Genomic DNA, 25159 nt, shown 5'->3' with positions numbered 1-25159 from the left:
ATCGCTCCGACCGCCGGGTACTGTCTGAGACGTCGACCGCGAACGGGCGCACGGGCTAGCCCGATCAGAACCGCTCCGGGACCGCCTCGTGATTGGCCTGCACCTCGTCCTTGCCCAAGCGCTTGCGCTTCAGCGGCGGAAACTCCAGCTTGTCGGCTGGCACCTGATGATCCGGTAGTTTATCCAGAAGATGTCGGAGCATATTTAGACGCGCGCGGCGCTGGTCATTGGCATCCACCACAAACCACGGAGCTTTGCGGGCGTGACTGACCTTGAAAAATGCATCGCGCGCGGCGGTGTAGTCGTCGTAGTGACTGCGCGCAGCCAAATCGATCGGTGAGATCTTCCAGCGCTTCAGCGGGTCATCCAAGCGCTCGGCAAACCGCTCCTCTTGCTGCGCCTGATCCACTGAAAACCAATACTTGAACAGCAGAATGCCGTCGTCGATCAGCATCTGCTCAAACACCGGCACTTGTTTCAGGAACCGCTGGTACTCGGCGTCCGTGCAAAAGCCCATCACCTTTTCGACGCCGCCGCGGTTGTACCAGCTGCGGTCGAACAGCACGATTTCGCCGGCGGCAGGCAGGTGCTCGACATAGCGCTGGAAATACCACTGCGTGCGCTCGCGATCGGTGGGCTTCGGCAGGGCGACCACGCGGCAACCACGCGGATTCAAGGTTTGCGAGAACACACCGATGGCGCCGCCCTTGCCGGCCGTATCGCGGCCCTCGAAGACCACCACCACACGCTGGCCCGTAGCTTGTACCCAGCGCTGCATCTCGCAGAGTTCCACCTGCAGCGGCTCCAGCAGTTCGTCGTATTCTTTTCTCTTCAGCTTGCCCATGATGCCTTCCCCGTACGGATGCTTGATTGATGACGCAGTGCGACGTGATGTTGACTCATGTCGACTTGAACGGATTTCGCTCCGGTGCCTCGTCGTGCTCGATTCCGGCCAACAGCCCCCGCACCATCTTGTTCAACAAGGGCTGGCGATGGCGCGCATACACCAGCATGCGCTCCGGCTTGGCGCCCAACGCGGCCTTGGGTTCGAGTGCGGTTCGGCCAAGCGACATGCGGGCACCACGCAGTTCGATGGCCTCCGCAATCGCGGCATGCAGCAGCCGCAGATAGATCGGCCATTCGCCAGCGGCTTCTTTGTCGAAACCGATGTGATAGGCATACACCGTGCCGTCGACATCCTTCAACATCACCACAAAGCCGACGAGCCGTTCGTCCAGCCAAAGTCCGACGACCCTGACCCGTTTGCCGAGCGTCTGCGGTAGCGCCCGCCAATACGATTCCGGGAGCGTGAACGGGCGAAAATCCTGGGCCTCGTGGACAGCCAGATACAGTTCGTGAAGACGTTTCGCCGAAGCGCCCGGATTGGCGATCACACCGATCCGGAAGCGCTCCTGCTCGAATGGCTTCAGAATTCGGCTCTGCACATTCTTGCGGTACTTCGACGCCAGGCTCGCCAGATAGTCGGCATAACTGGCCCATTCCGGATTGAGCGTCAGCATCATGTTCGGCTCGGTTTCGAGTTCGCGATAGCCGAAGTCGACCAAGTCCGTCGCGCCTTCGATATCTGTGCCGACCAGGTCCTTGATCAACTGAAAGTCGGCGCCACCTTCAAGCTTCTCGGCACGCCGGATGCGATAGATCGCTTCGGCGGCGCCATGCCAGAACTCCGGCAGTGACAAACCCGGATGCCGATAATAGCCGTGCTGGCCATAACTCAGCATGTTGCCGAGCGTCAGCACTTGTCTTGATTCCAGTGGCCGCGTCGCGAGTTCGCGGGCACCTTGTTTGATCCGGGCACGCAAGCCCTGCGCGCTCGGCTTTTTTGGCTGCATCCGGTCGGCTTCCAGGCGCAACTTCTGCATGACCAGCAAGGCGGCCGGCTGACCGCGCCGGGACAGCATCGCGTAGCGCATGCTGATCTGCTCGGGCAGATTCGCTTCGAGCATGTCGAGGTAAGGTCGCGACAGAAAGATGCTGGCGTTCTGCGCGAGGCTATCCCACCAATCCGGGTGAATGCCGGCAATCCGCTCACTCAGCAGAAACTCCAGATCGGATGCCGTCTGCCGGCGGCGGAGTCGCTTCAGGCCAGGAAACAACGTCTCGCGCAGACTCATCAGGTTTCCTTCCGGTGCAGTAATTGCTGTTTGAGGCTGACCAGCGCCAGACCGCGATGGCTGCGCGCATTCTTGATGGACGCAGGCAGTTCCGCTGCGGACTGCTGGGCGAGCGGATCGAAGAACACCGGATCGTAGCCAAAACCACCCGTGCCACGCGGTGCCGTCAGAATTGTGCCCGACCAACGCCCCTCTGCGATGAGCGGCTCGGGATCCATCGCATGCCGAAGGAACACGATGACGCAGTAGAACGTGGCACGGCGTTGCATGCCTTCAAAGCCCTGCATCTCGGCAAGCAGGCGCGCAATGTTGCGCGGCGCATCGCCATGTACGCCGGCGTAGTGCGCCGTGATCAACCCGGGCGCGCCATTCAAGGCCGGCACGATCAGACCCGAGTCGTCGGCCAGCGCGGGCAAGCCGGTGGTGTGGCACGCATGCCGCGCCTTGATCAGCGCATTCTCGACAAAGGTGAACCCGGTTTCCTCGGCATCGACCACGCCGAGATCGGATTGCGCCACCAAGTCGCAATCGAGATCGGCCAAGACCTCGCGCATCTCAGCGAGCTTGCCGCGATTGCCGGTCGCCAGAACCAGACGCATCAGCGTGCCAACGCCTCGCGCTGCAGTTGCATCAACGACTGGATGCCCGCAGTCGCCAGATCCAGCATCGCGTCGAGCTCCTGACGCCGGAACGCATGGCCTTCGGCGGTGCCCTGGACTTCGATCAGCGCATTGGCGTCGTTCATCACGACGTTCATGTCGGTCTCGCATGCCGAGTCTTCGGGATAGTCGAGATCGAGGATGGGAATGCCCGCGAAAATACCCACGCTGACTGCCGCCACCTGACCGTGAATTGGGTCGCGGTCGAGACTGCCTTTTTGGCGCAGATGGCGGATCGCATCGACGAGCGCGACATACGAACCGGTGATGGCGGCAGTGCGAGTGCCGCCATCAGCCTGGATGACATCGCAGTCGAGCGTGATCGTGCGTTCACCCAGCGCGCGCCGATCGACCACGGCGCGCAGGGCGCGCGCGATCAGACGCTGGATTTCCATCGTACGCCCGCCTTGCTTGCCACTTGCGGCCTCGCGGGCACTCCGGGTGCCCGTGGCACGCGGCAGCATGCCGTATTCCGCCGTCACCCAGCCTTCGCCCTTGCCGCGCAGAAAGTTCGGAACCTTCTCCTCGACGCTGGCCGTGCAGAGCACGTGGGTATCGCCAAAGCGCACCAACACACTGCCTTCGGCATGCTTGGTGTAGTGGCGGTCGATTGAGACGGCGCGAAGCTGATTCGGCGCGCGGCCGCTGGGACGGGACTGAGTCATGGAAGGATTCCTGGAAAGCGATTCCTAGACACTTTAGCAGGCGCATCGTTCCCGCTCACGACCCGGCCAGCGATCGGGTCCGGGCCACTGACGCGTCGCGCCAAGTAGTTCATCACTGCGCGACCAAGGGGCGGGCTGGTACGATCTTGGGTCACAAGAGCACAGGGTTTCACCATGATTCGCAGTATGACCGCATTTGCCAGCGCCGAAGGCAGCAGTTGCCGAGGCCGGGTCTTGATCGAAATGCGTTCGGTCAATCATCGCTTTCTCGAAATGGGGCTCCGCTGCCCTGAAGACTTGCGCGGTCTGGAACCGAGGCTCCGCGAGCGCCTGGAAAAGCGCCTCAGCCGAGGCAAAGTCGATATCAATATTCGGCTCCGCGATGCCCAGAATGAATCGCAGCTCAGCCTCAACGTGCATACGGTCGCCGCCCTGTTTCAGCTTGAACGCCAGCTCCTGAATCTCCACCGGACACACGGCCTCATCACCGAGGTGCCACGCTCGGCCAGCACGATTGAGATTCTCGGATTCCCGGGTGTGATCGCCGAGGCCGAAGTGGATCAAAACGTGTTTTTCGAGGAGGTGCTCGCGGTGTTCGAGCGTGCGCTCGTAGACTTTGTAGACACCCGCCAGCGGGAAGGTGAACGTCTGCGCACGCTGATGTTGGAGCGCTTCGATGCGATTCAACGCATTGTGATCGAGGTTCGCGGGCTGCTGCCGGATATCCGGGTCGCGCTTCGCAACAAGCTCGAAACCCGATTGGCCGAGATCAAGACCACGGTCGACCCATCTCGCGTGGAGCAGGAATTGGTTCTCAGTTTGCAGAAAATCGATGTCGATGAGGAACTCGATCGCCTCGAATCGCATCTCAAGGAAGCCCGTTCGCGAATGGACTCAGCTGAGCCCGTTGGGCGCCGCATGGATTTTCTGCTGCAGGAGTTCAATCGTGAGTCCAACACGCTGGGCTCAAAGTCGGTGGACACTCGCACCAGCCAGGCATCGGTCGAGCTTAAAGTGCTGATCGAGCAGTTGCGCGAACAAATCCAGAATATCGAGTGAGGTCAGCATGCCCGGCAATCTGTTCATCGTCGCAGCCCCGTCTGGTGCCGGCAAATCCAGTCTGGTCAACGCGCTCTTAAAGCGCGAGCCGGGCATCAAGCTGTCGGTGTCTTACACGTCACGGGGCCCACGCCCCGGCGAGACCAATGGCGTGCACTACCACTTTGTCAGCAAGGAAGTATTTCTCAATATGGTCGAGCGCGGCGAGTTCCTGGAGCACGCGCTGGTTCATGGTGACCTGAAGGGCACGGCCAAATCCGCGGTCGAGGATCGCCTGAACGCGGGCGAAGATGTGCTGCTCGAGATCGACTACCAAGGCGCCCGCATTGTCCGCGCGCTGCTGCCGAAGACGATCAGTATCTTTATTTTGCCGCCGTCCAAAGACGAGCTGGAACAGCGCCTGCGCCGGCGCGCCCAGGACGCCGAAGACGTCATCCTGCGGCGTCTGCAAGGCTCGCGCGAGGAAATGGCGCATGCCCATGAGTTTGACTACATCATCGTCAACGATCGCTTTGATACCGCGCTCGAACAGATGGTCACGATCGTGCATGCCTCGCGGCTGCGCCGCGATTCGCAGCTGATCCGGCTCGACTCGCTGTTGCAGCAACTGCTGACCTGAGCCGATGCGATCGGAATTGGGACGACCATGGCTGTTGGCAATGTTGCTGGCGGGTGTGTTGCCGCTGCTTTCGGCCTGTGCGGGCATGACTTCGGAAACCCTGCGGGCCCCAGTGCAAGAAGCGTTGACCGACCGGATCGGCGCGCCGGTCGATTTGCCCGATACCGATGTGACTATCAAGCCGGATGCGGGTGCGGGCGTGATCAGTCGGGTGGACGCCGTGCAACGCGCGCTGCGCGTTCATCCAGAAGTGCGGCAAAAGCTCGCGGCGCTGGGCTATACCGAAGCCGATGTGTCAGAGGCCTTCCGCATTGGGAACCCAGCGATCAATGTGACGCGCCTGCATGGTGATGCCGGTGCGGAACTCACGCGCGCACTGAGTCTCAGCCTGACCGATTTGCTGACGCTGCGTGACCGGCGTCGGCTGGGCCTGCTGTCGAAAGATGCCACGTTGGCCGAAACCGCTCAGGCGCTGCTGGATATCGCGACGGCCGTGGAATCGGCATGGTTCCAGGCCGTCGCGGCGGCGCAGTCCGCCACGTTGAAACAGGCGATCCGGAAAGCCAGCCGGCACAGTGCCGACCTCGCGGATCGCATGGTTGAAGCCGGCACGCTCCGCGCGAGCGAAGCGGCCGAATTTCGAGCCGAGGCTGCCGCGGCGGCGATTGCCGCCACGCGTGGGGAAGCCGAACGGCTTGAGGCACGGCTGCAGCTTGCGAACTGGCTGATGCTGCCGGTCGATGGCGACTGGACGGTCCCCGACAGCCTGCCAATGCCGACCATGCTGCCGTGGTCGACCAACGAGTTGACCGCATTGGCGCGGCACGAACGGCTTGATCTGCAGGCATTGCAGCATCGTCGCGACCTGGCCGCAGAAGCGCTGAAATCGGCAAAGCGCTGGCGCTGGCTCGGCAGCTTTGAACTCGAAGGCGAGCGTGAGTCGAGCACGGGCGAATCCGACCGACTCGGTGGCAGTCTGCATCTGGAATTGCCGATCTTCTCGCAGGGGCAAGCCAATATTCAGCGGGCCGACGCGGCGCTCACCGAGGCTGATGCAGCGTTGCAGCGCGCGCAGTTTCAGCTCGATGGCCAGATTCAGGTGTCTCGCTCGAAAGTGTTGAATACCTTCGAGATCGCCCGCGTCTACCGCCAGGTGTTATTGCCGAATCGCGAACGCGTGGTGGCCGGCAAGCAGGCCGATGTCAATTTCATGCTGGATGGTGTGTTCGAGTTGCTTGCGGTGCGCGCTGCGGAGTTCGCTGCTTACGGTGAGTACCTGGAGGCCGTGCGCGACTACTGGTTGGCGCGGACGACGTTACGTGCCGAGCTCGGGGGCCGATGGCCTGATGCGTCGGCGTTTGCTGAGACCGATGGCAGCGCGATCAACCTGCAGTCACTATTTCCGGAGCCCACCCGCGATGCGCATGCTGATCACCACTGAGCGACGGCCATGAAAGCGTCCCGTCGCAATCTGTTCAAGCTCCTTGGCGCCCTATCGCCAATGGCGCTGCTCCGGCCCAATCAGGTAGCGGCTGAGGCGCTGCCGGGCCTGCATACGCCAAAGCGCGTCCGCACGCTGAATGGTTGGAGCTTGCCGTACCGGCTCGTCAATGGCGTTAAAGAGTTTCATTTGGTGGCTGAGGAGATCGAACACGAGTTCGGCCCTGGTGGGCCTGGCCAAAGTAGTCGGGCGCGGCTTTGGGGTTACAACGGGTCTAGCCCCGGCCCGACGATAGAAGTAAACGAGGGCGACCGGGTCCGGATCCTCGTGACCAACCGCTTGCCCGAGCACACGAGCGTGCATTGGCACGGGATTTTGCTGCCGAGTGGCATGGATGGCGTGGGCGGATTGAGTCAGCCGCATATCAAACCCGGCGAGACCTACGCCTACGAGTTCACGCTGAAGCAACACGGCACGCATTTGTATCATCCGCACGCCGATGAGATGGTGCAAATGGCGCTCGGCATGATGGGGTTTTTCATTATTCACCCAGCCAGCGAACCCGAGCCGATCGATCGCGACTACGCGGTGCTGTTGCACCACTTTGCGCTGCACCCGGGTACGAGCCGGCCAGACCCATCGATCATGCAGGACTTTGAGCTGTGGACGATGAACAGCAAAGTGTTTCCGGCCATTGATCCGATTCTCGCAGCCAGCGGCGAGCGGGTGCGGATTCGCGTCGCGAACCTGTCGATGTGGAATCACCCCATTCATATGCACGGCCCCAAATTCCAGGTAACGGGCGGTGACGGCGGTCGCTGGCCGCGGGGACAATGGCGCAGCGAGGTGACCGAGATCGTTGGCGTCGGCCAGACGCGTGATCTGGAGTTTGTGGCCGTGCCGGGCGACTGGGCATTTCATTGCCATATGTCGCATCACACGATGAATGCGATGGGGCATCATGTGCCGAACCTGCTCGGGGTCGACCAATCCGGCATTGCATCGGGGATCCGCGAACTCTTGCCGGGCTATATGGCCATGGGCGAGAACGGCATGGCCGAGCATCAGGACCACACCGATTCCGGGCACATGCAAGGCCCCGAGAACACGCTGCCGATGATGATGGGCAAGGGGCCTTACGGCAATCTGGAGATGGGCGGCATGTTTACCGTCGTCAAAGTGCGCGATGGTTTGCCGAAGGGAAGTCATCAGGATCCGGGCTGGTATCAGCCGCCGCACGGTACTGTCGCGAAGCGCATCAGCAGCGATCCTCAGTTCGGCGCGCCGACCCGGGTGAAGCGCGATGCGTAAGCGCGATGCAATTCTGAAGTCGGTGTTGGCCATCAGTGCACTCGCGATCAATGGCGCGTCTGGCGCTTCGAGTTTGCTGCTGTTGCAGCCAATCGACTTGCCAGGTTCGGCGCTGCCATCAGTCGCTACCGTTCGCGGCGGATTCGTGCTGACGACGCAGCAACGAGATGGATCAGATGCCCAGCTAACGTTCGCGGAGCTGGACCGTGATGGCAACATGCGCCGTCGCGGCACGATTGCCGAGGGGCGGAATTGGTTCGTCAATTGGGCGGATTTTCCGAGTCTGGTTGAGACGGATGACGGCGATTGGGTGAGCTTCTTTCTCGCGAAGTCCGATCCGAATCAGCCCTATGCGTATGACGTGCGGCTGGTGCGTTCGAAGGATCGCGGCCAGACCTGGTCTGCGCCACTAACAGTGCATGACGACGGCACGTCAACTGAACATGGCTTTGTGACCTTGTTGCCGGCTGGCGGGAACGACGTGCTGGTGAGCTGGCTCGATGCGCGCCACGGGGCGGCGATGGCCGGCGATGGCGACCATGAGCACGAAGGCTCGCATACTGCGATTCATGCGGCGCGTGTCGATGGCGCGATGCGTGTGGTAGCGCATTGGGAGCTCGATGAACTGACTTGCGACTGCTGCAACACCGATGGCCGGCGAATTGGTAACGACAGTTGGATCGTTTATCGCAACCGTAGCCCAGAGGAGATCCGCGATATCCATGCGGTGCGCTTTGACGGGACCGGCTGGAGCCTGCCGAAGCGCGTGCTGCGCGATGACTGGAAGATCACCGGCTGCCCGGTTAATGGGCCAGCAATGGCAAGTCTTGACGGGCTCCCACTGGTGTTTTGGCCGACACAACAAGGCACGAGCACCGTGCTTCGATTGGCACTGCATGATCATGGCTTTGTCGATCTCGGCGTGATCGAGCGAGGTGAGGGCGTATTGGGCCGCGTGGATGCCGTGGCCTTCGGTCGCGATCAAGCTTTGCTCAGCTGGCTGGGCGTCGATGGTGACGAAACCGTCTTGAGAGTCGGCCTGATCGATGCCGCTGGCAAAGTGCTTGAGATCCACGACGTCACGCGGTTGCCGCCTGGGCGAATGACCGGTATCCCCCGACTGGCCGCAATGGGTCGGCAGGCGCTGGTGGTCTGGACGGATGCGAGCGCTGCCCCAGCACTAAAGATTCGCGGCGCTTTGATTCGCGCGCTCGATACTGACTGACGATGTGATCCATGGCACAAAGTGTTCGACCCTTAAGCCGGCCGATCGCCCTCGTCACCGGATCCGCGCGGATGTCACACCGAGCAGATCCGTCCTTGCCACATGTGCCAAGAACCGCGCGCTAGATCATCGTCCTCACACCCGCTCCAGGTAAAAACTGCCGCCGCTGAAGGCGGCCCCGTTCGGATGCGCCAGAGCTGATCTGACCAGTTCGAAGTGACGCGTGAAGGCGTAGTTACACCCGAAGATCACACGGAAAGCGCTATTGAACGCCAGGAAACACTGCAGCATGTATTGCTCATTCCAACTGCGCCCTTCCCCCAACACCCAGTCTTGCAGATAGTCATTCGGGTAGAACACGTCGTGAACGTGAATCCGGACGCCGCTCTTCAAGCGCGGCAAGACTTCGAGGAACAAATGGTTGACGTCACTACCTGTTTTGCTGACATGCGATGAATCGATGAACAACAAGTCCCCCGCCTGCAGTTGATCGAAGAATGCGAGCGGCACGTCCTGCACCTTCTTGACGACGACGTCCTTCAGGCCGAGGCGCTCAGTGCTCAGAAAGTCTCTCGGGTACGGTTCAATTGCAGTGATCTCGCTTGCGCCATCCAGAAACCTCCGGTTCACATCGGCCATCAACAAGGTCGAAAAGCCAGAGCCAACTTCAATCACTCGGCGCGGACGCCAGTGACGAAGCAGGACGAACAGCGCCCGTGCGTCGAGCCAACTGAACTGCGAATTGCGGGTGAAGAACTGCGTCAGATCAGCGCTCTCGTCCAATACTTCTGGGTATTGGTAGTCAGGCATGAATGTCGGAAAAACGTTCGTCAACAAGTCGATGTGGGACGCGCCGTTGAAGTCGACTCCGGGCGGATCCACCGGGTTCTGGGGCCAAACCTGATCCCGCCTCGCCATTAGATCTTGCAGATCAATGATGGGCGAGTAGAAATGCCCGGCTGGCACGTGCAGGCGGGCTGCTTCTTCGGGAGATTGGGTCATTTGGACGACTCGCAAGACGTTCTGGGTTTCAGAACATCGCCATGATGCGCCACTTTGTGAGGTGTCGTCCAACATAGACGGTGCTGGCAACAGTCATTCGCGCGAAACTGCGTCGTCCAGCCTTGCAGACGGCTGCAGCGACATGACGCATCAGTTGAAACCGCGCCGCTGCCAGCGAATGCGGAGGAAATGCCTCGGCGCGGCAGGTTGCCGCGCCGCGACTTAGCGAGGGTCTGAATAAGTCCATCCTGGACTTTCAGACCCGCATCGCCTCTGAATTTGTTCAGAGGCTCCTCACCTTTATCGCGCGCGCAACCGAAAGCGCTCGCGATAGTCAGCAGGCGTGATCGACGTTTCGCGTTTGAACAGTTTGCGGAAGCTCGGTACATCGCGATAGCCACATCGCTCAACAATTTCCTCGAAACTGAAATGGCTGGCCTCCAGCAAGGCCTTGGCTCGTTCGACACGCAAATGCTGCATGTAGCTCAACGGACTCATACCGTGCTGCGCCTGGAAATGCCGAAGCAAACTGCGCTCGCTGACATTGCAAATCTCGGCGAGCTCGCCAACGCTGATTTCCCGATGAAGTTCCTTCTCCAGGAAGCGCTGCGCCTTCTCGGTCATGCCATGTCGCGGCTTTTCCAAGAGCGCCTGCGAAATGTACGGTGCTTGGCTTTGCCGATCGGCGTCCATGACCATCAGGCGCGCGACCTGCTGGGCCAAGTCGTTGCCGCCGGCCTGGCCGACCATATGCGAGATCAGCGAGAAGATCGCCGTTGCCGCACCCGTCGTGTAGAAGTCGCCATCCTGCACGAGCATTTCGCTCGCATCGAGCTCGATGTCCGGAAACTGCCGACGAAATGCCGTCGCGAGCCACCAGGTTGTCGTGGCACGGCGCCCCGCCAACAATCCGGTTTGCGCGAGCAGGAATGTCCCCGTGCACGTCGCAGCCAGTTTCACGCCGCGAAGATGCAGCGAGCGCAGCAGTTCGACTTCCGGACCGGCGTCTTCGAGACGTCGACCAATCTGTTCGGCGCTGCCAATTCCAATGCCCGGGACCATGACGTAGTCGAGCGCGCGATCCGGCGACGACAGGCCTGAAATAGTCAGCCCCGCCGAGGTGGTGACTTCTCTCTGGCCACGGGCACCGATCATCACCGCCTCGAATCTTGGCGCCTTGCTGCCATCGCGAATTTCCGCGACCGTCTGCGCGATCTTGAACGCATCAATGGGCGCCGACGCACACGACATCATGATGCCGTCGATGGCCAGGATGCCGAGGCGGACCCGCCTCGGCTCCACGTCTTTCTCAACACTGGCAAGCCGCGCCATGATTAACGACCCACGTACAGCGCGCCGACATTGGCGGCCAGAAACTGCCAGGCGCTCGCTGGCACATTGAAATGCTGCTTGTCGGCATTACCGGTGCCACAGACACCGACATCGATTTCGGCAGACTGATTGGCAGCCAGCGCGGTGCTCGACGGCGCACGTAGCACGAGCTGACCATTGGCCGACTGGCTGACGTACCACACCCCCGGTGCGAGTTCGGCGCTGTCGCAGCTGGCCGGAATTGGCACGATCGAGTCGCCACCGGTCAGCGGCATAAAGCGGATGGACTTCAGGCCCGGATCAAACCGTGCCGCATAATGACTGGCGGCCACAAAAGCCGGGGACGCCTCACCCTGTGCGGGGAGGGTTTGCGCAACACCGGCTCCGGCAAGAGTCAGACCAAGGGCCAGCACGGAACGGGTAAACAGACGCATGGGAATCTCCTTTTCATCCTGGGAACCATTTCCCAGTGCGAGTACTTTGCTCCCAAATCCCCCATTAAAAGAGTGGCGGATCGGCGTAAGGCGTGGCGAAAAACGCCATTCTGGCCATTATGGCGAAATCCGCCATGGCCGTGGCGGAATTGCGATGCGGTGGGTGGAATGCTGTCGGGATTGCTTATTGCTCTCAGCAGGTTGTCAAATGGTGGACGGTCAGCTCAATCATGTCAGTGGGGCTGACAGCGATCTTCAAGTCATTGATTTACATGAAGACGCTATCAACATAGTTGATTGGCCGAAGTGCGCCGGTGGATTTGACCAATGACAGAATTTTGGTTCCCGAGATGCGCCCAAGAATCGGTGTTGTGCTGGCGTCAAAGGTCGCGGGAGTCGTTGGCGCCAGCAGTCGCGGCAGCGCGACCCTACACGCCGAGCTTTGTGGCGGCCACTGCGCCTTGTTGGCCTTGGCGTTTCGATCCAGGAACTCTTGCATGTGTCCGCTGTACCACAGCGCTCCGGGGTCGCTATTCGTGAACGGCGCACGCCGATGGAGTTCAGCCAGGAGTCCTTTGCAGACTCGATCCAGATGCATGGGGCTTACTACAGAACGATCGAGCGCAGGGAAAGAAACCTCAATTTGCTCATTCTAAAGTGGGTAGTCGAAGGTCCCTAAGTTTCTCTCGCCGACCAAGTTAAGAGCGCACCGCTCTGAGTCGATTTCCTGCGAATCGCCATCTGTCAATTTGGACCCATAGCATCAGATCGCCTGCGGCGCGCAGTCGTATACAACAGAGCCGATCGACTGCCACGACTATTTCTTGAGCCAGTCATCAGGGAACTTAACCAGCCTTTTTCTTTCCATTTGAACCGAGAGAAGCGCTCGCTTGTGTGAAACAAAATCCGGTTCCGCTGGCTTCTCGCGAAGCATTGTTCCATCAAGATGAATCAACAGTTCGATCGCTTTCTTAAGGCCTGCTCCATATCCGCCCAAATGTTGCTCTACGCTCGAGTGGACTTCCTTACGGTATGCATTCAGACCGAATAGCTGAAACAACACGAGTCGGTGGAAGGCAGATGGGTGGACCCGTCTGCTAGCGTCGCTCGATTCTGAGTGGCTGATTTCCAAGAACAACGGAAGAAAAATCAACGCTAAATCCTGCATCAGCAAGACACTGCAGTCGTTCAGGCCATAGAAGTCATCCCATGCTTGACTCGCTGATAGTCGGCCGATGTCAGCAAAAAATAGTTTGGCTGCATTGATATCGGCATCCACTTCCATTGCCTCTCGAAGTAAACGCATTTCATGAGGAAATGGCTTGCCTCCAATCGCACCGAGCTCGACAAACTCTGTGACAGACAGATGGAAAAGGTGTCCGCAGAGAAAGTGAGAGACTTCGTGATGAGCAATCCAAAGGCACCAAAGCTGATGAAACAATCTGGAATGGTCCTCGTCAGGTCGGGCCTGACAGATGGAAAGCGCATTCCTGTAGGGAACGTCACCATGCATGAACTGCGCCGCCTCATCTGTCCATAAGAAGAACTCCTCAGGAAACTCGATCCGCAGACGGCGATTCTGAAGCAACAGAATTCTTGGCGAGATGCGGTTCGACCGTGTGCATGAGAAATCAATCTGCCAACGCTCTGATCCAAGCGCCTTGCCAAGTTTTTCATCGACAGAGCGCACAGATTTATCGACCTGACTGACAATTGAACTCCAAAACTCTGGTGTTCGCTCCAGCTTTCCCGGGTATGTGCGCTGTTCCTGTTCCACGATAGCCTTGTCCGTCCTAAAGCGCGACTTCGCGCGACGTGAAAGCAACGATTCAAGTCTATCTGGTTCTACTCTGAATTTGCGGGCACCCCTAGCAAGGCTCATACTGAGCCGAAGGAGTTTTCATGTCCAAACGCAGTCGTTACAAAACCACGTCTTCGACGACGTCGAAGACGGCCTCATGTTCGTGCGCAATCGCTGGCCGTCCGTGACGATCTGGATCGGCGGCCATAGCCTCGGACCCCAGATCGCACTAATCTATTTGACACGTGACCCATAGTTGGCTGGCGGCATTGTCGTCACCGGTGGTTCGCCCTATTGGCGCATGTACCCGTTCCGCAAACTGCTCTGGGTGTCAATCGGCATTCTCGGTTTCCCGCTGCTGTCACGCATCGTTGATCACTTCCCAGGTACTCGAGTCGGCTTCGCTGGCCGCGAAGCCGCCGGTGTGATGATCGACTGAGCCAGACCTGCCCGGCAAGGCACCTATTGTCCCAAAGGTGTCCCCCACGACTTCGGACTATTCGACGTTTCTGAGCCTCATTTCTCGGTCAGAAAGCGGCTTCCCGGCAGTTTGGCGTTTCTGAAGTTCCTTCTCCCGCCCTCGCGGGTAAGAGCCAGGGAGGTGGTTACTTGCCACAAAACAGCGCCGCCCCATCCAGATCTACCACGAGCCGGGTGTCCGAAATGCACCGTCGCCACAACGTCCACGCGAGGCTATGCACATGAATTTCATGGCTGCGCTCGACTCCTATTACCCATAGGAGACAGATCCGTTGCTTTCCATCGATTTGGTACCCAGCTGACGCGCGGATCGCTCAGCGCAAGACAATGAGTATGTTGCAAGTCATGAACAGAGTGGCAACCCGGGAAAAGGGAACGTGCAAAGCGAGCGTGACCTGTCGAGTGTTCCCTGCAAATATCGGCGAAGCTGTTCATCAGTTCCGGCGATGTTTGACCACGACGCCGGTGCCGACTACAAGTCACGTCTGCTTTCGGCCAGAAGCGGGCATTGTCTGGTACGGTGCAGTCGTGAGTAGAGTCGGCTCTATTTGGACACCGGCCTCGCCTTCGCCTTCCGACGCGACCGGCGTGGCCGACTCGGCTTCTGAGCATTAGTTGTGCGCTTATCGAGGTCGACAAGAAACTCATCCAAATACGGAACTCGCAGCTCCAGGATCCGTTCAAAGAGATCAGCCGCCATTTCTTTGACCTCAGCGCCTTGTTCTTGCAACGTCAACGCAATCTGGACGAAATTCTCGCCAGCCAAGTTATAGCTTGCTGTGACCGACGTATGGCAGGAATTCAGGAGCGCGAGCGTGGCACTGCACACTCGCACTGGCTCGTAAGTCGCCATCTCCAGTAGACACTCCGAAACTCGATCAACTTTGGCTACCCCAATCTCGGGTCGCACAGCAAGCAGGTCCAGCAATTCAACACAGGTCCGGTCGGGTCCAAACGTTCTCGGATCAAACACGGTGGCCAATGCGCGCAGGACCGGTGTTGATCCGGTTTGCATCAACGCAAACAGGCGAGGATGAGCAGCTTTGCGAAACGCAGGTTCAGCCCAGAGTTCAGCAATGGCGAATGCCACTCCTAGCCGAAGCGCGTCTGAAACCCAGGGATAACCTTCAGGGGCGCAGGACGAATCGACGATCTCAGTGGCCCAGGCGCCGCCATGCGCGGCTATCGAGTGAAGGGCCGCTATCTCACCTGCGACCTGATCCGCGCGTGGTGACCCTTGGCCGAGAATTGTACCGACCCACCGCTGCACGTCAGTCGACGGCGCCCAGCGCTGCACATGTGCGAGAAGAAATGCTCCCTGACGACTCACGAACATATCGGGATACGCGGACACCAAGCGATCCAACAGATTAATGGCTCGCCTACGTTCGACCAGGTGCAGATTGACGAGGTCCGGCCAAAGCGAAGCCCAGACACGCCAGGACTCTGGCTTCTGTAAGTGTTCTTCGAGGGCACTTATCCAAGCGTCGGTATCAGGTGGCTCGAGGCAGAGCAATAGATGCGAAACCGCGGAGAGAAGCGGGAAATTTCCCGCTGGAAGGACGACCGTCAGATCGCCACCCCAGAGCAAACTTCGCGCATGTTCGAGCACGTAGGGTTTCCGCTCGTCCTCGGCATCCTCCGATCCCGTCACCTCGGCTACTGGTGAGTTCCTCAACCAATCTTTGAGGATTTCCACGACGCCTTTTGGCGGGTAAGTGGACTTCGATGCGCTCCGCACGGCGCCGGCAACGTCCGCAGTGAAATCACGGCTGCTGAATCCTTTCGCCACGAGCTGTTCGATCAGCTCATACAGTCTCCTTGAGTTCGACGAATCCTCGCTAAGCGCCCGAATAACGAATCCCGCCGGAATCTCATTCAACCCAGGGGCAAGCTGCAGCGCGATTCGAATACCGCGTTCCGGGTCGGCTTTTGTCAGCTTTTCTAGTTCGCGCCCTGCCTCAATTGCCCCGCCACTGCGGGAAATGGGGCGACGGCTGCGCGCAGAAATTCTCCAGTCCTGACTATCATCGAGCTCTCGAAGGATCTGAAGTATGTGCTCGTCCTGTGCCCGCGACATTTGCTCGGTGCTGACTGGGATACACACCTCAGTCATCTCGATATCGTGTCGGTCTCCATCGTCGACATTTCCAAGTGCGCGCTCCTCTTCCCTGAGGTGCTTGAGTTGGGCATCGGACAGGCAATCGACTGGAATAGCCTGTAGCAGGCGCAGCCTATGCTCTCGGTTCCATGTCCGCCTTCTTAGCCGTGTCTTGGCGCCATCCTCTGGGTAGTTCCGCCAACGGTTCCAGCCCTGAATATTGGATACGATTCTCTCTCTCTTGAATGGGTCCAGCAACGGCATTACAACTCGGATGAGTTCTTTCGTGTCGCCACTGGACCGACTGAAAGAGCCCAACAGCAGTCGACGCTCGTCGGCGAGAAGAAAGTCCGCCACTTCGTCTGGGAGTGACGTTGCGACCACTGTCATACCCCGCGCAAGCAACCGCTGAACGATCATCTGATCTGTGTCGGAGTATTGGCCTGCAAACGCAACAAACCGTCCAGGGTCGGAATTGGCGAGCCCTTCTATTGCTGAGACGACTGAATCGACGATCGGCCGCTCTCTGGGAAGGAGCTCATCATCCCAAATGTCGATTGCAGCTGACTCGCGACGGTACATTGCCTCGTCGCGGTAGTCGCTGCCCAACTGCTCAACCGATTTCACGAACCACGGCCAGATCTCTGCCAAGAACGCCGCCGGTGACGCTTCGGCGACGACCGGCAAGTCATAGAGCTCGTGCCCAATGAGTAGTTTTGTCAGCCTGTTTCGCAAGGATTCGGAGCCATCGGTCTTCCGCTCACCCTCCGAGCCAAGCTCCAGACCTTGCTCGAACCGATCAAGCCAAATGCGTACGATCCGTGGCGCATGTTCCGGCAGAGTCTCGCTCATGCGTGTGGCGATAGCGCTGATCGACCAAGGTTCTACGACCGATCTAGAGGCAATCCTTGCAAAGCGATTTGCGTCGTCGCCCGACCACTGCGGAAGTTGTTCCAGCACGAACATTGAGAGCGAATCGTAGCGCTCGCGCGGTAGCCAATGGCGATCGATCAGGCTTCGAACTGCGTCCGGTTCGACTGCTGCCACGCCGACAAGAAGAGGCAGGCATGTTCGGGCCTCATCAGGTTCGAGCATCATCACCTGGGGCACGAGGTGCTTCTGCAGGCAATTGAACCAGCCCGCACTTCCAGCTGTCGAAGCAAGAACACGCGGTCGCCATGTGATGTCGTTAGCGATTTGTAGGACTAGCCTTGCTTCGGCGGGCAACGGTGCCCGCGCCTGGCCCATGAAGTCGATAAGGAGCCCGCGTAAGTGAGGTCTTAGCGCGGCGCTCCAGAGCCTTTCTATTTCTCGTTGGTAGGCAGTTGCGTCGACGCTTCGCATGTAGCCTAGCGCGTGCCAAATCAACGGGCGAATTCGTACGCTCTGCTGGCGAGCGACTACTGCCTCTGTGAGACGACCTTCGCCGTCAACGAATTCGCGAGCGCGCACGAACTCGTAAAGCGTCTGATGACGAAAGCCCAGTCGGCCTTGGTCGGTGATCAGAATTCCGGCGGCCACGAGCTGACCTACGGCTTGTGCGAAGCCATCGAACCGTGACTGAGGAAGCCAAAGCACTTCCCGTTCGGCCATCATGGACGCAACCGCGATGACGACGTCCCGACGAAGGCCACTCGGATCGCAGAGCAAATGCTTCTGCCAGAGCGCATCCAGCATCTGTTGATAGCCCTCCAGAAGGCTGCCGGAGTCCGAGTCCTTAACCAGTTGCAGAAACAGGTCTAACGCGTGGGGAGAGCGCAGATCATCGCGGATCGACTCACTCCAGCCGTTTGCGGAGATTCCCCGCGCGCTCAACACTTCGGCTGCCTGCTCCCATGTCGGCAGAGTCAGATTGAGCACTTCCGCATCGATGGCCCTGAGGCGGGGGTCATGGCGGTGCTCAAACGAACGACAGGAGACGACGATATGAACGTTCGCTTGCTCTGACAAGTCTCTAACCAGTTGCAGAAGCACGCGCAGGCGGCCGGAATGTTGCACCACGAGCTCTGCCAGGGCGTCGAGCTGATCGACAATAACCACCACCGGTCGCGAGCGGGCCAGCTGGCGTACGCAGGAGATCACGTCGTCGGGAAGCTCCAAGGCCTTCGTCAACGATGCCCGATCAACAACCTCTTCCGGCAACTGATCCGCCTTGATCGCAAGAATCGCGCGAGAACTGTCGTACAGTGACTGCCCAAGGCGCGCGAGAAGAGCGGACTTGCCGCTCCCTGGATCCCCCAAAAGGAGGGTCACCGACTGGTCAAGCGAAGTGATGGTTGAACGCAGGGTGTCCAGCTCTTGGCGCTCAAGCCACTGGCCATCGGGAAGTACAGATCGCCAGGACAGCAAAGACGACGAAGCACTTGCAAAGCGATCATGGAGTTCATTCGGCGACCGGTGCGCGCCACGCTGGACCAGCGAGACGCCACGCTTATCGAGCTCCGTGAACAGGTCCTGTCGTCTGATCGGCGACGCCGAGAACGCTTGGCGGCGCCGTACCATTCGCTCGATTACGTCGTAAGCGATAGCTTCGTCCGTCGTCAGTGAAGCAAGCTCCTGGCGGTTGCGCGCCTCCCATTGCGCAGCTCCGAAGTGCGGACCGATGCCCAGAACGCGCGACCAAGTAAACGCGTCCGCCGGTGGCAGTTCTACTACCTTCGAGAGCTCCGACAAGGCGCTGCGAAGCGTTTTCGGCGCATGAGCGTCGAAGGTCGCATAGGTTGCATAGTCGCTGTGCGACTCGATGAGCTTGGCGAGATTGGAGAAAGGGCTGTGAGACCAGAACTCAACGCGCGCGCCCGTCCTGTCCCGAGTTTGTCTGAAGGCCTTGAGCAGTTCCTCGCGCATCAACGCGTCGGCGATCGCCCATGCGCGCTGATCAGGCTGGCTCTTCTTCGCCTGAATAAACAGCATGTTCGCATCGCCAAACGACACGATTACGTCGTCTACCGCCACCACCTCCGAATCGCCGGGTAGGGCCACGGCCTCGACTTCAACAGTTTCGACGCGACTGTCTACGAGCAGCTGGATGAGCCAATGGATGGCAACTCCAACCTGATACTCGTCTCCTCTGTGGGAACCACGTGCCGCCTTACTCATTGCGTCTGTTGTGAACCACGTTCAGACGAGTCTACTACGGCATGAGTCTCTACCTGCGCGCCTCGAGTATGGTGTGACTGCCGTATCGAAACCTGCGAAGGTCCGATTTGGGTCGACAGCGGACATGGCTAAAACCAGCCCCCAACTCTGACCGGAACAGCGCTCAAGCATTGCGGGCGCCTGCACCCTGCACCGACGGCTTCGACTAGAACTTGGACTTTAGATTCCTGGAAATGTCGTCAGTAACCAACGGATTGGCGGTATATCGCGTCATTTTGGACGCGACTCGGTTTGCGAACTATGTCCGCATTCGAGTCCAATCAATTGACATCACTGATGCACGTGCCGAACTGACAGAATTTCGCAATCCCGACAAATGTGGCTGTGGATCGAGCGCCTGGGACATTCTTGGAGGCGCTCCAACGTGTTGATTTTGCGATCTTTCTAGAGGTACATGAGCGGACCGCGCGAGCAATCACCAGTCCGTAGGGGTAGACTCCTGCGTCTGCCCGGCCCGGTGTTCACATCCGTCCATCACCCGCACTCAAGGCGACCGAAACAGGGGCAGACACAGAGGTCTGCCCCTACGGAATTGGCGCTGCGTGGCGGATTTGGCTACTCAGCGCTTGTAGCGATCCCGCAATTCGGTCTGATGCGTGCGGGGGCTTTGCGCCTTGCCTTCGATCCACATGGTTTCGGTAGGTTTGCCATCTCCGCTTTCTGGAACGACTCGCCGGCCCGAAATTGCCAGTCACTCAAACCCGTTCGAAAACAGAACAGGAACGGGCGGACATCCGATGTTGCCACCGGCATTGCAAGGGTCACCGATTGGAACCGCGGACATGGGGTATTCGATACCGTCGGCTACTCCGTCTGAATCGGAATCAGAAACAGATGGAAGCGTCCCCGCGACAAGCTCGTATCCATCGACCAGACCATCGGAGTCTGTGTCTGTTGATGGATACGCGTAACCGATATGCGTTGGGACACTTGAGACTGTTCCTGTGTACCCTTGAGATTCAAAGGTCGACCGTTCACTCTCAAGAAACACCGCACAGTCAGTCAGTGCAGCGCTGCACTTGCGATAAAGGCGCTGTGCGCCGGGCGGAACGCAGGATGGCTCAGGTGAGCAAGGCGCGTAGATATGACCTTGACAGGTAGTCTCTGAAATGCGGATTCGCTCGCGACGAGAGCAGGAAGCGCGCGTCAATTGGAGGAAACTGCGCCAATGTGACGAGAGGCGGCGGCCCCGGCGGAAGTGGTGAAGTACCGACGTAGTCGACAATGGTCTGGGGATCTGGCGCGTTTTCCTGCGCCAAAAGGAGAAACACGCTCTTGTCCTGAGCGAGCGCGCTCCACCCTTGAGCGGCAAGCACGGTCGTCAGCAGTAGGAACCGAAGCTTGGCTTTTCGAGCTCCAAAGTACACTAGGAACATCGAGAGCAGAAGTAGACCGACCCACGATAGGGTCGGTATGTCGCTTGCTGCACGCACCCGAACATTGAAGGTCGCTAGAGTTTCAGTAACTCTCGTTCCGAAAAAGTCGTCATATTCTCGGCGGATCACAAGTGTGTAGTCGCCAGGCTCGGGAAACGCCCCGATTCGCACGGGTCCGTCGAAAACCGGGTAAATGCATAGATTGTCATCCTCTGCATGTACTGAAAACGACACCCATTCAGCCTGAGCCCCTTGAACGGTAAACCTTGGCGGGTTTGGCCAAACGAAAAAGTCGTCACACACTCCATGCCGCAGTCGAATGTAGACGGGAACACCAGCAACTGCATCGGTAGTGATCAGCGTCGGCGGATCGACAAAAGCGGTCACCGATGATGGTGCTGCTACTAGGAGCAGTGCCAAGAACCACAACTTGCATAGAACCCGAGTCATTGAGAATTCTCTGGAATCGCGAATCGGCCTGGGAGAATTGGAAACGGCGCCCCCAAACGTCGGAAAAGGTTAGCATCGGGGCACGAACGAGGTCTCCTGACTTCGCGGGGTGTCGCCTTAGCAATTTCGTAGTAGGTACGCTTACGGCAGCCCACTTTGTTGTCAACCCAGAAGTGCTCCCCCTCGGTGACGCGACTGGGTTGCCGCTCGGACGGAATCCGAACGATCAACCCAAGCGCGATGTGCTGAGCAGATTTTTGTGGGTGCGCACCTTTGAGTCTGAATCGAGGCGTCTGAAGGGCAAGTGCGAGTTGTTGTTTCTGAACTAACAGTCGGTTTCCTAGTCAAAGCGTGTTTACCCAGCCACTTGCCGTTAATCGCGGTTCACATTTTGCGAAAGGTGTTTAGCGATCCACAGCCGATGACCGGAAGCATGAACGAGTATACGAAATGGAACCAATTTGTTGAGTCGAAACCCCTGCTGATGCGTGGCAACCGGGAGGACGAACTTTGGCGCGAATTCAAGAGCGAGAACGGCTTCAAGCCTGATGACTTCGAGGTGCGTCCTCCCTGGTGTATCGCTGGCGCGGAGGACAACGAGTGGGCAACTCAAGCCTTCCTCGGAGATCGCCGACGCCAAGCCGCTTGGGCCCTCGCAGGCTATCTGGATCGTCCGTTCGACTTCGCGTATCTGTGGCTCGATCTCGCCTGCTTCAACGGGTTGCTAAAGCACTCAAGGCTCCCCTATACCGCCCAGAGGACAACGGGAGCGCTGAAGCGGGAAGCAAAACAATATGCTAAAGCGCTCACGAAGGTAAACGACGAATTGTCCAGCTGGCCATTCAGAGGAATCTTGGGCATCGGAGACCTTCTTCGGAACAGCGACTACCAGAACAGCGTGACGCTACCCGCCAAAGCCGCCAAATATTCGCCCGAGCAAACGCATATCGCGGTTCAACTCATGATCGCAGGCGCTCGCCAGCAGATCGAATTGCCGCTGGCCGGAAGTGACTCCCTGCTTACGCGTGCCGCCGCGACGCTTCTGAATTGGGAGCCGCCAAAGTCCTTCATTGATCGTCCGAACAAGCCCGGTGCCAAGCCTCGCTACGCGGCTCGTTTGCTCGATCATGTGTTGGGCCAACACGGCGGCGCGATGCCGGCGCCAGCTCGACTGCGCCTAATCGCAGAACTCGTCCAGATTCTAAACGAGCTAGGTGAATGGAACGAAGATCCATGGACTGAGGAACAGGTTAGGCGCTGCCTCGACGGTAAGTCGAAGGCGCCACGCTAGGTTAGCGACGGAATGCGGTCTCCGCTGGTGATTTGATCGCGCTGCCGACCGTGTCGGTGGCGGGCCTAGCCGGTGTCCGCCAATCCAGTAGGAGGACATATATGTCTGCGACGACGAACATGGCTTGCCAAGTTCCACTCATTTTGCGGCAGCCGCGTTTTGCCGCGAGTGCACCCTCGCAGTTGCTGTGGCGACCGTTTCATCGGTGCGCCATTCTTCAGGAAAAGGTGTCAGTAGGCATCGGATTGCCTGCAAACACTGTCAGTAGGGCACCGCATTTGGTCGGCAGACAGAGCCGTGCCCGCAGCAAGCGATTGACATCGCTGATGCCGAGAACTACTGACGCCATTTCCTGTTCCCGACACTTGTTTCGATCCGCCGGACTCAGACGGAATTGCCGCGATAAGTTTCTGATTATTCGACGTTTCCAGGCCTCAGTTTTCGGTTAGTGAACGGCTACCCGACAGTTCAGAGAGTCCGAAATCCGCTCCCCCGCGCTCGCTGGCGTGGGCCAGGGACGGGGCTACTTGCGGCAAGACAGCGCTGCCTGGTCCAGATCCGCCACCAGTTGGGTGTCCGAGATGCACTCGCACCTGCTCAAGTTTGAAAGCAAGATCTCGCTCCTCAAAGAAGTCACCGGCCGCGTTGCGAACCGGGACAACCCCATGTAAATATTCCGCCGTCTCGCACCAACAGGCAGGGATTTGGGGTACGGTCCACAATCGGGTTCGTATCGGCAACAGAATATAGGACCTCCAAGTGGTTCCGAAACTAACAGGCGGCGCTCCACAAATTGACATGCAAAGTTCCTGGAGTAGAAGCGACGTAACTTATCTCGGACTCCGCACCATTTGGTCGCGCCCTTCATTTCTTTTTGCCGTTGCGACCAAGAGAGGACCAGTGTTCATGAGGATCGATTCTGAGCCATACGGCGACAACGAGCGATGCGTAGTGGTGGTCAGATCGGAGGCCTTCATAAAATTGTGGCGGCAAAATCATCTGGGAATTCATTTCGATGTTGCCTCGAAAGATCCTGATACTTGGCCTCTCGACTACAAATACGCGTCCGCGGAACGAGGGTTTGCAGTCGGCGAAGCCAATCCAGTGCCATTGGCAGATGTGAGTTGCCACGAAGATCCAGCTGGCATCCTCCGGTCCGATCAAATCTCCATCCACAAATCGTCATCTCATCGCTCGTTACCACACTTAGGGAGGGTCTGAACAAGTCGGTTTTTGGCGATGGATTCCGTCCTCCGGATTCTCAGGCGGGTTTCGGTCGGTGATCCGTTAAGTATCCTTCCTAATCGGTATCGTTCTTCACTTGGGAAAGCGGTTCTGGCGCTACTTTGCCCCTCTTTCGTGATCAGCTCGCGAACTTCGGGCGCAACTCCCCTGCAGTTTCAAGTAGCACTTTTCTGACACGATGCAAATTGGCCAGCGCGAACAGGGTGACGATGTGACTGGTGTTCTTGGCCAATCCCTTGAAGCGCGCCTTGTTGTACCCAAAGAAGCACTTCACCTTCTGAAACGCATGCTCGACTCGCGCGCGAACCTGCGCCTTCCTACGCTCGATCTTCACGATATTGCTCTTTGCCCGACCTTCTTCCATCGCCTTGATCGCGCTTCGGCGCATCGCAATCCTCCACTCAGGGAAGCGCTGCTTGCGCGGATGGTTCTCGCGCATGTTTTTGTCGGCGCCCTGGTAGCCCGCATCTGCCCATACTGTCTCTTCCTTGCCGTGCAGCAGGCTTTCAACGTGATCAACATCGGCATCATTGGCTGCCGACGTCACCACTGTGTGGACCAGACCACTGTCAGCATCCACGCCAATATGCGCCTTCATGCCGAAGTACCACTGGTTGCCCTTCTTCGTCTGGTGCATCTCAGGATCCCGCTCACCGTCTGAGTTCTTCGTCGAACTCGGTGCCGCGATGATCGTCGCATCGACGATCGTGCCACGCTTCAGCAGCAAGCCCTTGCGCGACAAATGACCGTTGATCCGCTCCAGTATCGACGAAGCCAAATCATTCGTCTCAATCAGACGCCGAAAGTTCAGGATCGTCGTCTCGTCTGGAATGCTGCCGCTCAGCGTCAGACCGGCAAAGTTCCGAATCGACACGATCTCATACAGCGCTTCTTCCATCGCCGGATCGCTCAACCCAAACCAGTTCTGCATCAGGTGAACCCGGAGCATCACTTCAACGGGGTACGGGCGACGGCCGCGACCGGCGACCGGATAAACCGACTCAATGTCCTTCAGCAATGCTGCCCACGGCACGACTTGCTCCATCTCGGCTAGGAATACCTCCCGACGCGTCTGCTTCTTCTTAGCCGCATATTCCGCGTCACCGAAACTCATCTGGTCCATGCTGAAATAACCTCGCCGCAACACCTGTATCTAACCAGAAATTGCGGGACTTGTTCAGACCCTCCTTAGGCATCTCGAATGGTGTCACTCGCAGTATTTGGCTTATGAGCAATGGCGCTTCGTTGTTTCCGGTGTCATGCCGTCTCGGCGAGAACGCCAATCTCCTTGCTAAAGAGGCGGGGGTAAGTGACTTTCCGGTACTAACTGTGGAACAGTTGTTCCGCTAGTTGAGGTCGGGAGCTCGGAGAGCC

The 25159-nt window shown here is 58.7% G+C and carries 21 protein-coding genes; 9 read left to right on the top strand and 12 right to left on the bottom strand.

What is annotated here, in order from left to right; translation table 11 throughout:
• Nucleotides 1-64: 64 nt before the first annotated feature.
• From ppk2 to rph, 4 genes are read right to left on the bottom strand one after another with little or no spacing between them, the layout of a single operon-like run.
• Entirely contained in the window at nt 65-844 is a 780-nt protein-coding gene (ppk2, locus tag C7S18_RS21255; RefSeq protein WP_106893461.1) for a polyphosphate kinase 2, read from the bottom strand.
• A 55-nt stretch (nt 845-899) separates the two neighbouring features.
• Nucleotides 900-2135, bottom strand: coding sequence for a GNAT family N-acetyltransferase (locus C7S18_RS21250; protein ID WP_106893460.1), 1236 nt, complete (start codon nt 2133-2135; stop codon nt 900-902).
• A complete protein-coding gene (gene rdgB / locus C7S18_RS21245; protein WP_106894134.1) occupies nt 2135-2737 on the bottom strand; it encodes an RdgB/HAM1 family non-canonical purine NTP pyrophosphatase in 603 nt (200 codons plus the stop codon). Before rdgB ends, C7S18_RS21250 begins: the two co-directional genes overlap by 1 nt.
• Nucleotides 2734-3459 carry a ribonuclease PH gene (gene rph, locus C7S18_RS21240; RefSeq protein ID WP_106893459.1) on the bottom strand — a complete coding sequence of 242 codons (726 nt, stop codon included), beginning with the start codon at nt 3457-3459 and terminating at the stop codon, nt 2734-2736. Before rph ends, rdgB begins: the two co-directional genes overlap by 4 nt.
• Nucleotides 3460-3633: 174 nt before the next feature.
• Between rph and C7S18_RS21235 the strand changes: the two genes are divergently transcribed.
• The 5 genes from C7S18_RS21235 to C7S18_RS21215 are packed head-to-tail and all read left to right on the top strand — an operon-like array spanning nt 3634 to nt 9114.
• On the top strand, nt 3634-4518 hold the full coding sequence (locus tag C7S18_RS21235; protein ID WP_106893458.1) for a YicC/YloC family endoribonuclease: 885 nt from the start codon (nt 3634-3636) through the stop codon (nt 4516-4518).
• 7 nt (nt 4519-4525) lie between these two features.
• On the top strand, nt 4526-5137 hold the full coding sequence (gmk, locus tag C7S18_RS21230) for a guanylate kinase (protein ID WP_106893457.1): 612 nt from the start codon (nt 4526-4528) through the stop codon (nt 5135-5137).
• A 40-nt stretch (nt 5138-5177) separates the two neighbouring features.
• Nucleotides 5178-6578 carry a TolC family protein gene (locus C7S18_RS21225; protein WP_170113413.1) on the top strand — a complete coding sequence of 467 codons (1401 nt, stop codon included), beginning with the start codon at nt 5178-5180 and terminating at the stop codon, nt 6576-6578.
• A 9-nt stretch (nt 6579-6587) separates the two neighbouring features.
• The gene (locus C7S18_RS21220; protein ID WP_106893455.1) at nt 6588-7889 is read left to right on the top strand and encodes a multicopper oxidase family protein; all 1302 of its coding nucleotides are present in this window, start codon (nt 6588-6590) and stop codon (nt 7887-7889) included.
• Nucleotides 7882-9114: a sialidase family protein gene (locus tag C7S18_RS21215; RefSeq protein ID WP_106893454.1), complete on the top strand. Its 1233-nt coding sequence runs from the start codon at nt 7882-7884 to the stop codon at nt 9112-9114. The genes C7S18_RS21220 and C7S18_RS21215 overlap by 8 nt, the downstream gene beginning before the upstream one ends.
• 135 nt (nt 9115-9249) lie before the next feature.
• On the opposite strand, the gene C7S18_RS21210 is transcribed toward C7S18_RS21215, so the two are convergent.
• From C7S18_RS21210 to C7S18_RS21190, 5 genes are all read right to left on the bottom strand, one after another.
• On the bottom strand, nt 9250-10116 hold the full coding sequence (locus C7S18_RS21210; RefSeq protein ID WP_170113412.1) for a class I SAM-dependent methyltransferase: 867 nt from the start codon (nt 10114-10116) through the stop codon (nt 9250-9252).
• 300 nt (nt 10117-10416) lie between these two features.
• On the bottom strand, nt 10417-11448 hold the full coding sequence (locus tag C7S18_RS21205; RefSeq protein WP_106893452.1) for a GlxA family transcriptional regulator: 1032 nt from the start codon (nt 11446-11448) through the stop codon (nt 10417-10419).
• Nucleotides 11449-11450: 2 nt separating this feature from the next.
• The gene (locus C7S18_RS21200) at nt 11451-11882 is read right to left on the bottom strand and encodes a hypothetical protein (RefSeq protein ID WP_106893451.1); all 432 of its coding nucleotides are present in this window, start codon (nt 11880-11882) and stop codon (nt 11451-11453) included.
• Nucleotides 11883-12150: 268 nt separating this feature from the next.
• A complete protein-coding gene (locus tag C7S18_RS24625) occupies nt 12151-12480 on the bottom strand; it encodes a hypothetical protein (protein WP_170113411.1) in 330 nt (109 codons plus the stop codon).
• 219 nt (nt 12481-12699) lie between these two features.
• Nucleotides 12700-13659 (bottom strand): hypothetical protein, encoded by a 960-nt coding sequence (locus tag C7S18_RS21190; protein WP_146152054.1) that lies wholly within the window; start codon nt 13657-13659, stop codon nt 12700-12702.
• Between the two features lie 280 nt (nt 13660-13939).
• Here C7S18_RS21190 and C7S18_RS21185 point away from each other — a divergent pair, with 280 nt between their 5' ends.
• Nucleotides 13940-14122 carry a hypothetical protein gene (locus C7S18_RS21185; protein WP_106893448.1) on the top strand — a complete coding sequence of 61 codons (183 nt, stop codon included), beginning with the start codon at nt 13940-13942 and terminating at the stop codon, nt 14120-14122.
• Nucleotides 14123-14707: 585 nt separating this feature from the next.
• On the opposite strand, the gene C7S18_RS21180 is transcribed toward C7S18_RS21185, so the two are convergent.
• Together C7S18_RS21180 and C7S18_RS21175 are read right to left on the bottom strand one after the other, a co-directional pair.
• Nucleotides 14708-19363 carry an AAA family ATPase gene (locus C7S18_RS21180; RefSeq protein WP_106893447.1) on the bottom strand — a complete coding sequence of 1552 codons (4656 nt, stop codon included), beginning with the start codon at nt 19361-19363 and terminating at the stop codon, nt 14708-14710.
• A 1121-nt stretch (nt 19364-20484) separates the two neighbouring features.
• Nucleotides 20485-21186, bottom strand: coding sequence for a hypothetical protein (locus C7S18_RS21175; RefSeq protein WP_146152053.1), 702 nt, complete (start codon nt 21184-21186; stop codon nt 20485-20487).
• 496 nt (nt 21187-21682) lie between these two features.
• Between C7S18_RS21175 and C7S18_RS21170 the strand changes: the two genes are divergently transcribed.
• Together C7S18_RS21170 and C7S18_RS25435 are read left to right on the top strand one after the other, a co-directional pair.
• Entirely contained in the window at nt 21683-22540 is an 858-nt protein-coding gene (locus tag C7S18_RS21170; RefSeq protein WP_146152052.1) for a hypothetical protein, read from the top strand.
• A 798-nt stretch (nt 22541-23338) separates the two neighbouring features.
• A complete protein-coding gene (locus C7S18_RS25435; RefSeq protein ID WP_425481111.1) occupies nt 23339-23761 on the top strand; it encodes a plasmid fertility inhibition factor family protein in 423 nt (140 codons plus the stop codon).
• Nucleotides 23762-23903: 142 nt separating this feature from the next.
• Here the strand turns inward: C7S18_RS25435 and C7S18_RS21165 are convergent, their stop codons facing one another.
• Nucleotides 23904-24908, bottom strand: a complete 1005-nt coding sequence (locus tag C7S18_RS21165; RefSeq protein WP_106889619.1) for an IS5 family transposase — start codon at nt 24906-24908, stop codon at nt 23904-23906.
• A gap of 104 nt (nt 24909-25012) precedes the next feature.
• Between C7S18_RS21165 and C7S18_RS25430 the strand changes: the two genes are divergently transcribed.
• Nucleotides 25013-25135 (top strand): ParB N-terminal domain-containing protein, encoded by a 123-nt coding sequence (locus C7S18_RS25430; protein WP_425481084.1) that lies wholly within the window; start codon nt 25013-25015, stop codon nt 25133-25135.
• The last annotated feature ends 24 nt before the right edge of the window (nt 25136-25159 follow it).

This window comes from Ahniella affigens, from assembly GCF_003015185.1.
Lineage (GTDB): Bacteria > Pseudomonadota > Gammaproteobacteria > Xanthomonadales > Ahniellaceae > Ahniella > Ahniella affigens.
Note: the sequence above shows the minus strand (reverse complement) of the source record. Positions and strands in the feature narration are given on the sequence as shown.